Annotated in this window: 10 protein-coding genes; 1 reads left to right on the top strand and 9 read right to left on the bottom strand. The window is 57.8% G+C overall.

Going from position 1 to position 8,261, the window contains the following annotated elements; translation table 11 throughout:
• Positions 1–1,014 precede the first annotated feature (1,014 nt).
• From AC3XQU_RS22555 to AC3XQU_RS22515, 9 genes are all read right to left on the bottom strand, one after another.
• Positions 1,015–2,274 carry a type II secretion system protein GspD gene (locus AC3XQU_RS22555; protein WP_489876405.1) on the bottom strand — a complete coding sequence of 420 codons (1,260 nt, stop codon included), beginning with the start codon at positions 2,272–2,274 and terminating at the stop codon, positions 1,015–1,017.
• Positions 2,271–3,431, bottom strand: a complete 1,161-nt coding sequence (locus tag AC3XQU_RS22550; RefSeq protein ID WP_489876404.1) for a zonular occludens toxin domain-containing protein — start codon at positions 3,429–3,431, stop codon at positions 2,271–2,273. Before AC3XQU_RS22550 ends, AC3XQU_RS22555 begins: the two co-directional genes overlap by 4 nt.
• On the bottom strand, positions 3,431–3,769 hold the full coding sequence (locus tag AC3XQU_RS22545) for a hypothetical protein (RefSeq protein ID WP_489876403.1): 339 nt from the start codon (positions 3,767–3,769) through the stop codon (positions 3,431–3,433). Before AC3XQU_RS22545 ends, AC3XQU_RS22550 begins: the two co-directional genes overlap by 1 nt.
• 3 nt (positions 3,770–3,772) lie before the next feature.
• Positions 3,773–5,212 (bottom strand): hypothetical protein, encoded by a 1,440-nt coding sequence (locus AC3XQU_RS22540; RefSeq protein WP_489876402.1) that lies wholly within the window; start codon positions 5,210–5,212, stop codon positions 3,773–3,775.
• A 189-nt stretch (positions 5,213–5,401) separates the two neighbouring features.
• Entirely contained in the window at positions 5,402–5,638 is a 237-nt protein-coding gene (locus AC3XQU_RS22535) for a major coat protein (RefSeq protein ID WP_489876401.1), read from the bottom strand.
• A 368-nt stretch (positions 5,639–6,006) separates the two neighbouring features.
• The gene (locus AC3XQU_RS22530; RefSeq protein WP_489876400.1) at positions 6,007–6,324 is read right to left on the bottom strand and encodes a hypothetical protein; all 318 of its coding nucleotides are present in this window, start codon (positions 6,322–6,324) and stop codon (positions 6,007–6,009) included.
• A 1-nt stretch (position 6,325) separates the two neighbouring features.
• Positions 6,326–7,297, bottom strand: a complete 972-nt coding sequence (locus AC3XQU_RS22525) for a replication initiation factor domain-containing protein (protein WP_489876399.1) — start codon at positions 7,295–7,297, stop codon at positions 6,326–6,328.
• 101 nt (positions 7,298–7,398) lie between these two features.
• Complete coding sequence (locus AC3XQU_RS22520; protein ID WP_489876398.1) at positions 7,399–7,590, bottom strand: hypothetical protein; 192 nt, start codon at positions 7,588–7,590, stop codon at positions 7,399–7,401.
• Positions 7,587–7,796, bottom strand: a complete 210-nt coding sequence (locus AC3XQU_RS22515; RefSeq protein WP_489876397.1) for a hypothetical protein — start codon at positions 7,794–7,796, stop codon at positions 7,587–7,589. The genes AC3XQU_RS22520 and AC3XQU_RS22515 overlap by 4 nt, the downstream gene beginning before the upstream one ends.
• A gap of 83 nt (positions 7,797–7,879) precedes the next feature.
• Here AC3XQU_RS22515 and AC3XQU_RS22510 point away from each other — a divergent pair.
• Positions 7,880–8,261, top strand: a 382-nt coding sequence (locus AC3XQU_RS22510; RefSeq protein WP_489876396.1) for a helix-turn-helix domain-containing protein, incomplete at its 3' end; no start/stop codon positions are given.

Here is an 8,261-nt window from a genome sequence, read left to right as displayed (position 1 = left end):
TATAGATTATGCGAAGTTCGGTACGCGCCGTCGTCGTTACTTACGCACAATATTTACACGGTTTAAAGGGATGCTTGACCAGGCTGCATTGAAGCCTGCAACAAGCTAGCAAGTCGAGTACTTCACGCTTTGATACGCCTGCCATGAGCAGGCGTTTTTTTTGGTGCTCGACTTGGCGATATCGATGACGTAGACGAGACTGCCCGAATCGACCAGCTCGAAGATTGCGGATGTGCCAGTAATGGCTTCTGATGATCCGGTGAATTGAGACTTGCTCTGACCTGCTGAGACTGTCGTATGGAAACAACTCTAGTTGCATTTGCGCAATATTAGCAAACACTGTGGAGTCTTGCAGAGCACGGATAACTTGCGCGGCTTGGAGAGCCGCTTTGAGCCGGGTCGAGTGGAACCGTCACCCCAAACTAGACGCCGAGCAGGAGGCTAATGGATGGAGGGGGTTCCCTCGCCTTCGCTCGGCTTGAGCCGCCCCCTTTCGTCTACTCGGCGGTTGGAAGGGGTTTGGCAAGGACGATTCAGGGTTTACAAGGGACCGTCCATTAGCCAAGCGACGAAGCGAGCGAAAAGAATCAGACCGGCAAGTAGCCAAACTGCGATCACGACAGCAAAGAAGTATTCGATCATTTGGCGAAACTCCAACCCCATGAGACCAGCTGACCCCTTAGGGCGTGATCGACCATGCCGGACAACGTAGGGGCTCGATCCCCCATCGTTAGACGGAATTGTGCCTGCACAGCTTGCAGGGCCTGGAGAACTTCGCCGGACACCTCATAAGAAAGCACTTCGCCCTGTTCAGACCTCTTCTTGGCCCTGTGTGCACGGACGCGCTCTGCACCCGACTTAGCCTTACCTGTGGGAGGGCGACCACGCTTACCTGGCATGCCGGGAAGCTGCCCGGTTACTACGTCATTTTTTGCAACGGCCATGATGCCTTCTCGATTTATTGTTACCGTAACGATTATAAAGGAATTTCCGTTACGCGCTCGAGGTGTAACGCTATTTATTCTGCGGAAGTACCCGAGCAGACAAAATGAGCACTAGGTCAGTCTTGGATTCGGAACCAGACCTGTTGCGCCAGGTCTTCGGGAGGAACGAGAAACCTGATTCGGCAGAGGCGGTCTTGGAATCATCCAGGCCACCGATGATTAGCACCTGGCCATCCTCAACGGACACAGCCGTTTTGACCTGACGCTTGACCAAGGTAGGCGACCCGGCCACGCCAGTGGTTGTGGTCTGGAAGGAAGAAACCTGACCATCAACGGCAAGAGACAGCCGCCCCGAACCGAGTACCTTCGGCAGCACATCCAGGATGACGCCCGAGGGCCGATACACCACGTTCTGGATGGATGCTCCGGATTGGTCCCGGCTCGTGCTTGCGATGGTCGGAGTCTCATCACCTACGGACAAAGTCAACTTCTCAGCATCATCACCAACGACACGCGAGTTCGAGACCTGGCGAAACCTGGAATCACCGGCCAGAGCCTCCAAAACCAGTTCATACCTGCCAGCGCGGACGGCTACCCTGCCCTCACCAGGCACGATTGAAGCCCCGCCAAGGCGATTAGCGACAGTATCCGCTACCAGGGCAAGCCCCCGAGCAGTTGCGCCGCCCCTGGTGACCTCCACGAAGGATGCGGACACCTCAACCACCGACGCTGGAACGTCCAGCTGGTCGACCAGATCACGAACAACCGAGATCCGGTCCGCTGCAGCCGAAAGGACGATCCGAGATCCACCACCGGGATAGGCGACCGACCCACCGAAGGCCGCGTTGAGAACGTCGACCAGGAAGGCGACAGGCCGATGCTTGACTGCTACGACCTCGACCTTCCCAGGGACGATGTCAGGCCCCGGCTTTACACCAGGTGCCGGAACTTCGACTGCGGCCGGCGCCAGGCCGGGAGCCAATGGCGGATGTTCCGGCGCCATCGGTTCGAGGGCCGTCGCCAACTCCAGGAAGTAGACGCCATCCCTCAAAGACGACTTCACGCCGTGAGCTCGCAACACGTTCTCGACAAACCCAGGCACGGCCGCACTGTCCAGGGACTTGACGTTGACGCTGACACGCTTGCCCATACTGACCAGGTCACTAGAAAGGACGTAGTCCCGACCCATGAGGCTTCGATACGTGGCCTGCGCGAACTCGACCAGGGGAACAGCGTTAAACGAAAACGAAACAGGCTCCGACCGGGCCAGAGGCGCACAGCACGTCAAGAACACAAACATGGAAGCAGACACAAACAAACGGCGGATCATGGCTGCACCCCCGACACGGTGACATTGCCTTCCAGGACGGCGGACCACTTCTTACCATCACTGGTGAACGACAAGGGGGTAGCAGAGGTACCGTCCTCGAGCAGAATAACTACATCGGACGCAGATCGCATGAAGCCCAAAGCCGTGGGAGGCTTGGACTCAACTTTGGCGATCGCCTTGACTGGTGACGGCAACGAGGAAGGAGCCGGATCACCGTAGAGAGCTACGGCACCGCCGCCCAGGCCAACGCCGAGCAGCAAAGACAAGAACAGGAATTTGGTCATGTGAGGGTGCGGAGGTTTGAGAGGTGCGGCCCTGGGCTTGACCAGAACAAGGTCATGATGCCCTGGGAGGATAGGACCATGCAGGCCATCGGGCAGGCCAACGCGAGCCGACAGATGCCAGGGAGAGAGCAAGCTATGCGTGCCATGCGGGTAGTTCTCGGTAAAGACCTGTGTCGTGTTGTAGGCTGGCTCCAGGTCTACGCCCTTGAAGACCCACCGATCCGCTACCAGCGCGTCAGGATTGGACCCCAGGCGAACCACGGCGACGTGGACCTTGGGGAGATTGCCGGAGACCGTGCCGGCAGTGATGCCAGAAATCAGATTCGACACGACAGGCACCTTGAGCCGGTCCAACCTGGTACACCGAACCACGTACTCAAAAAGCGACTCACGAAGCTGCTTATCGGCTTGGCCGATATTCTGCATGATGAAGAAAATGTCCCACCCGTATTTGCGAGCGTGGATCATCCACTCCAGCAGCTCGGCGCGGCCTTTCTCGGCGAAGCTCCTGGTGTTGAGCCATGAGCCGCACTCGTCGAGGACGAGCGCCCCGTTGTGCAGCTCGTCGAACCCGGGTAGCATCTTAGGCGACACCAGAGGAGCGAACCCCTTGAGCCCGTCCCTCGTCTGGACCACGTTGGGAAGGAACGACACGAACCTGTTACCGCTGCCGATCATGTAGAGGTCGGTAGCAGTCGGCTTGTCCGGGACCCTGATGACGGTCGCCTTGCTTCGCTCGATGTCCAGGTGCTCAAGAAACACGTCGCAGTTGGTGGCTACCCGCTTACCTTCCCGAAGGTACTCACGAAGCTTCTGCATAGCGGCCTTGCCCTTGCCGGACCCGAGCTTGCCGGTGATCGCGTAGACGGCCATTACAGGTTCACCACCATGTTGATGGCCTTCTTCTTGATCACGTAGAGCTGGCAGATGATCCAAACCGACATGTAGCAGCCGACCGAGGCAAGCGTGACCGTGTTAAAAGCGATGCCCAGGCCCATGGCGGCAGTCTGATGGACCTTGGCCATGTCAGTGATCGCGACAGCACAGACGCCAGTTACGCAGGACATCATGGCCGTGAAAAGGCCAGCGGCCAAAGCTAGGGCGACGGACCAAGCGGCGAGCTTGGCGGCTTTCTCCAGGACGAAGAACCGGGCAAACAGTCGGAGAGCAACGGAGAACATCCCACCGAGGAAAACAGCGAGTACTGGCATGGCTTAGGCCCTCAAGGCAGTTTGCACCTGGTGCACACAGCCCAGGATGCAGAAGAAGGCGATGACGCCCGAAATGAACAAGCTAAAGGTGTCCACTGCCCCGCAAATGGGGAACTGGATCATCTGTCCCGTGATCGGGATAGGCACCTGCGGATTCACGCAAGCGGCGGTTGGAACGAGCGGCATCCAACCCTTGATACCGAGTCGGTCCTCTGTCACGTCCGCGACCACGGCGATCTGCTTGTCGTTCTGTTCCTTCACCTGGGCCAGCTCGGACTCGCCATTAGGGACCTTCTCCGTAATCGGCTGCGTGAGCGCGTCCAAGATTTTCTGCTGAGTCGCTTCACGGTTGTAGTCCTTGGGGTAGTCGGGCTTTGGCTCTGTAGGCTTCGTCTCAACGGGCGCAGGCGGCGGGTTATTGATGATCTCGGTCTTGGTGTTGGTTACGTTGGTGGTGTTGTTGGTGATCGTGGTCGTGACCGTGGACGTGGACGGATAGGAGACATTCGGCTCAGCGACCGTCGAAGGCGACCCGATCTGTGGGGTGACGGTGATCGATTCCTTGACCACTTCCGTACTGGTCGAGCCGTCCGAGTTCGGAATGGTCCTTGTGACGATGGTTTTCTGTGGCAGCGTGACCGGAGCCGCGGTGACGGTCAGCGGCGCAGCGCTCGCGTCGATAGGGGGGTCCATAGCCTGATTAGCGTTGGCGACAGCATCGATCTTGCCCTTGAGATCCGGCAAGCTGATCTTACCCTTGGATACCGCGTCCGCGATCTGCTGCTCCAACTGGTCGGGCGTAATGGGCTGTGGATTACTGTCATCGGTTACATAGCACGTGGCACCAGCAGTGACCACGGAGCCGTCCTGGCATACACCCCTTTGCTCTGGAGGGACTACAAAGGTTCCGGAGGTGTACTTGCCTTGAAGGCCGTCCGTTTTGTAGGTACAAGAGTAGGCGGGTGGCCCACCAACGGAAACGACGTAGAACGGGAGCTTGGTGACGCCGTCGCTTTGAATCTTATTCGATGAGGCTGCAGCCTTTGTTGCACACGAAGCGGCGGCTGTTTCGTACCAAGACTGGCAAGCGGAAATCTCTGTGCAAACTGGCTTGAACTGAAGAACGGACGGATACCCTTCGACAGCCTTGTCCACCTTGCAGAAGAAAGCCGGTGGAGGACATGTCACATACCCGGAGTCCCTGACAGCATCGGCTATGTCTTTGACGACTATCGCTGTGCCGACCCAAGGAAGCGCGCGCATGCCAATGCGAGCTGCACCCTTTGCTATAGCGGAACCCGGAATCGAAGCGGCGGCACTGGTGTTGACCGGGATCGTGAGGCCGCGAGCGGTCACGTTAACGGCGCCAGTCGCGGTAGTACGGACACCACCTGTAATGGGAGTGTTGGTGACGCCAGGCGTGCCCCTGACAATGTTATTCATGATGCGCTGAAAACCGCCATCGGTGGACGAGGCCGTGACAGATTGCGCGAACGCCGGACTGGTCGAAAGCAACCAGGAGACCAGGAACAGGAGGCCCAGGACCCCCGCACGTATTGACCGCATGTACTCCCCTTCGCAGAAATGAAAACGCCCCCGAAGGGGCGAAGCACTGACCTTGGTCCGTGCGCCTTACTTCGCAGCGCCGAAGGACTTCTTCATCATCTTGATGCCCCAGAAGCCGCCAGCGACCAGGACGGCCACGGTGAAGGCTGCGGCGATGTAGGTGGTGGCTTTACCGGCCAGGTTGTTGATGGCGGTGACGCCTGCGTCTGCGGCTTCCTGGGCCATCGCGTGGCCTGCGGTAACCAGTGCCAGAGTGGTGACGGCGGTTGCTTTCTGTGCTGCTTTCTTCAATGCTGCGTTCATTTTGGGTTCCCCAGTGGAATGGCGTTGGTAGAGTCCCCGGTTGCCACCCCGAGGAAGCGAAACGAAATCAGTCGATGGACTCGATAGCCTTGCGTGCAATGCGGATCACAGACCCACCGGCATAGCCCAGGCCGAATGCGGCCATGCAGGCGCCTATGCACATGGCCATCGTCATAACCCGGCCCTCTTGTAACGAACGATGAGGAACCGGACAAAGAAGATGCCGCCGATCCAGAGCCCGAGCAACAGCAGCACTGGCCAGAGCCTGGCCCACAGGAGCGCAGTCATCGTTGCTGCCCAGCGATCCAGCCCAGGGCGAAGCAGAGGACAACAGATATCCCAAGCCAAGCTTCGGACGTCATCTCCATTTACGGTGCCTTACTCGGGCTAGAAGCGGAGATGGACTTGACCGGCGAACAGGCCAGGACGGTCTGCTCCATGCCTTTTGCACCGCTCACCATTTCGATGGTCAGTTCAGCAAGAAACGGAAATTGCATGTGCGCGATGGAGTCGACAATCGACGAGTCCTTGCACTTCACCGGCTCCGTGCACATCCCGAACGCGTTATCGCTTGCCTTGAGAACGACTTCGACGAACAGCTTGCCGCTATCGATCTGTTTGCCATCGTCCATCTGACCCTTGAACTTCTTAGCACCGCGAACGGTTGCTTGTGCTTTCATTTCCATTTCATTGCTCCATAGACGAGGCAGGATCGTGCGCCTCTGTCACGCCACCGGCCACCGTGGATTTTTCTAGACGACGCGGTACCCCTTGTACCTGTAGCAAATCGAATAGAGCCTGGTAATCCATTTTCATCTCGCGTGCCAGCTGGTAAATGGTCTTGCCATATGCAGCGATGAGGAAGTGTGTAAGCCTTTTCAGGACGATAGCTCGTTCCTCAACCGCGATATCCCGCTGGTCCGTTTTGATCTTTTCCTTGATGCTGTCGACGAGCGTCTCCAGGGCCACGAACCCACCCGCAAAGAACCTCGTTGGGTCGAGCACAATCTCGTGAGGGATGACCCGGTCTCGATTGCCGAACCTGATCTCAATACGCAGCCATTCACTGGTGGAATCCCCGAGCTGCTTCCCCTTCTCATAGATACAAAGCTCCTTGCCGTTCGCTTTTTTACCCAGGTACAACGTCCGGCCGTGAGCGTGAGGATCGTGACTGTCGCCGCCTTCGAAGTAGCGCCTGGATGGAATGCGACCGCCACAGTTAAACTCGCCTGCCAGGTATAGATCATCGAACTGCTCGAGCGTGAAACCTTCCATGAGATCAAGAGCAGTGTCGGCGCGCGTGATACGGGCATCCAGGTCCTGCATCGTCGCGTGAACAGCGCGCCAGTCTTCGACTAATGAACAGCCCCTGCCAGACAGGTCTACCATCATGGTGTTACCCGCATTACTGCCGCCCAGGGCGACAGTTCCTACCTTGAGAAATTCGGCGTCCATCCAGATCATCAAGTCGAAGGTTGAGGCGTAGCCGAACATACCCTTCTCGGTAGGAACAAAATTGACCGGCACCGGAAACCACATCGTCAGATAGCGCTTGAGCTGGTCCAAGGCAGCAGTCGTGCTGCACGTAGGAAGGAAGGTAAAACGTAGCCAGTCGATGATCGCCAGACGCTGCGCTTTATCTTCGTTAGCTGTTTGCACACTTTCCCCCCGTATTACAGTACGGGGGGAACCGCCTGCGGCGGCCCGGCCAGCCCGCCCCGCTGCGCGTGGCGTACCGTCCGTCCCGACTCCGGCGGTCCTCATTGGCCGTCTCCCTGGGAAAGGGTCTTGATGCGCGACTGAATTACACGAATGGTGGCGAGACGACGTTCAGCCATGGCAGAGCCCCATGCAACGTCGTCCGACACCTGGTCGCTGAAATGATTAAGAGCGGCAACAACGACCTCGACCTCGTGCTCATCCAGTCCCAGGAACATCTGGCCGTAGGTCATTGAGCCACCTCATAGACGTGCTTTTCGCCGCAGAGCTCCAGCTCGACCACGGCCCACTCCAGCTGGCGAGCAACGTAGTGTTCGCCCAGGGTAGATACCTTGGACAGCGTCAGATCGATGTACTCCTGCACCTGGTGCGCGTTCATTAGCGAGAGCGCGTGATGATTAGAGAGATTTTGCGGTTGACCTGTTGCGGCTTTGGACATAGGATTCGATCTTGCTTGACGCCTGTATAGTTGACAGGCGTAAAGTAACCCCAGGGCTTTACAGCTGTCAAGGAGAAAAAATTATGCGAAGCGTGGAATATTTAAAGAAATTGCAGACAGCGAAAGGCCTGAACGCAGCAGGCCTTGCGAAACTGTTGAATGTGACCGAAGGCGGCATAAGCCACTACTTCAAAGGCAAGCGGGTTATGGACGACGAGACCTGTCTCGCAGTTGCGCTCCAGCTGGGGATCGACCCAATGCAGGTCCTGGGCGCAGCGTTCCTCGACCGAGCAGAAAAGACAGGTCAGAAAAGCTTGTGGGAAGTTTTTATGAACAGGGCGGCGATGACCGCCGGGGCCGTCCTGGTGGCCACCGGCGTCAATTTATTTTTGACGCCCTCCTCCGCAAACGCAGCAACCATGCGGGCTTCAGGTGAGCCAGTTTCACATGCTATAGATTATGCGA

Source organism: Telluria sp. AZSoR62, assembly GCF_058111565.1.
This window is presented reverse-complemented; position numbering and strand designations above follow the sequence as displayed.

What these genes read in the sequence shown, in the direction of transcription:
- AC3XQU_RS22555 (WP_489876405.1), bottom strand. Translation starts at nt 2,274, where the DNA reads ATGATCCGCCGTTTGTTTGTGTCTGCTTCCATGTTTGTGTTCTTGACG.
- AC3XQU_RS22550 (WP_489876404.1), bottom strand. Translation starts at nt 3,431, where the DNA reads ATGGCCGTCTACGCGATCACCGGCAAGCTCGGGTCCGGCAAGGGCAAG.
- AC3XQU_RS22545 (WP_489876403.1), bottom strand. Translation starts at nt 3,769, where the DNA reads ATGCCAGTACTCGCTGTTTTCCTCGGTGGGATGTTCTCCGTTGCTCTC.
- AC3XQU_RS22540 (WP_489876402.1), bottom strand. Translation starts at nt 5,212, where the DNA reads ATGAATAACATTGTCAGGGGCACGCCTGGCGTCACCAACACTCCCATT.
- AC3XQU_RS22535 (WP_489876401.1), bottom strand. Translation starts at nt 5,638, where the DNA reads ATGAACGCAGCATTGAAGAAAGCAGCACAGAAAGCAACCGCCGTCACC.
- AC3XQU_RS22530 (WP_489876400.1), bottom strand. Translation starts at nt 6,324, where the DNA reads ATGGAAATGAAAGCACAAGCAACCGTTCGCGGTGCTAAGAAGTTCAAG.
- AC3XQU_RS22520 (WP_489876398.1), bottom strand. Translation starts at nt 7,590, where the DNA reads ATGACCTACGGCCAGATGTTCCTGGGACTGGATGAGCACGAGGTCGAG.
- AC3XQU_RS22515 (WP_489876397.1), bottom strand. Translation starts at nt 7,796, where the DNA reads ATGTCCAAAGCCGCAACAGGTCAACCGCAAAATCTCTCTAATCATCAC.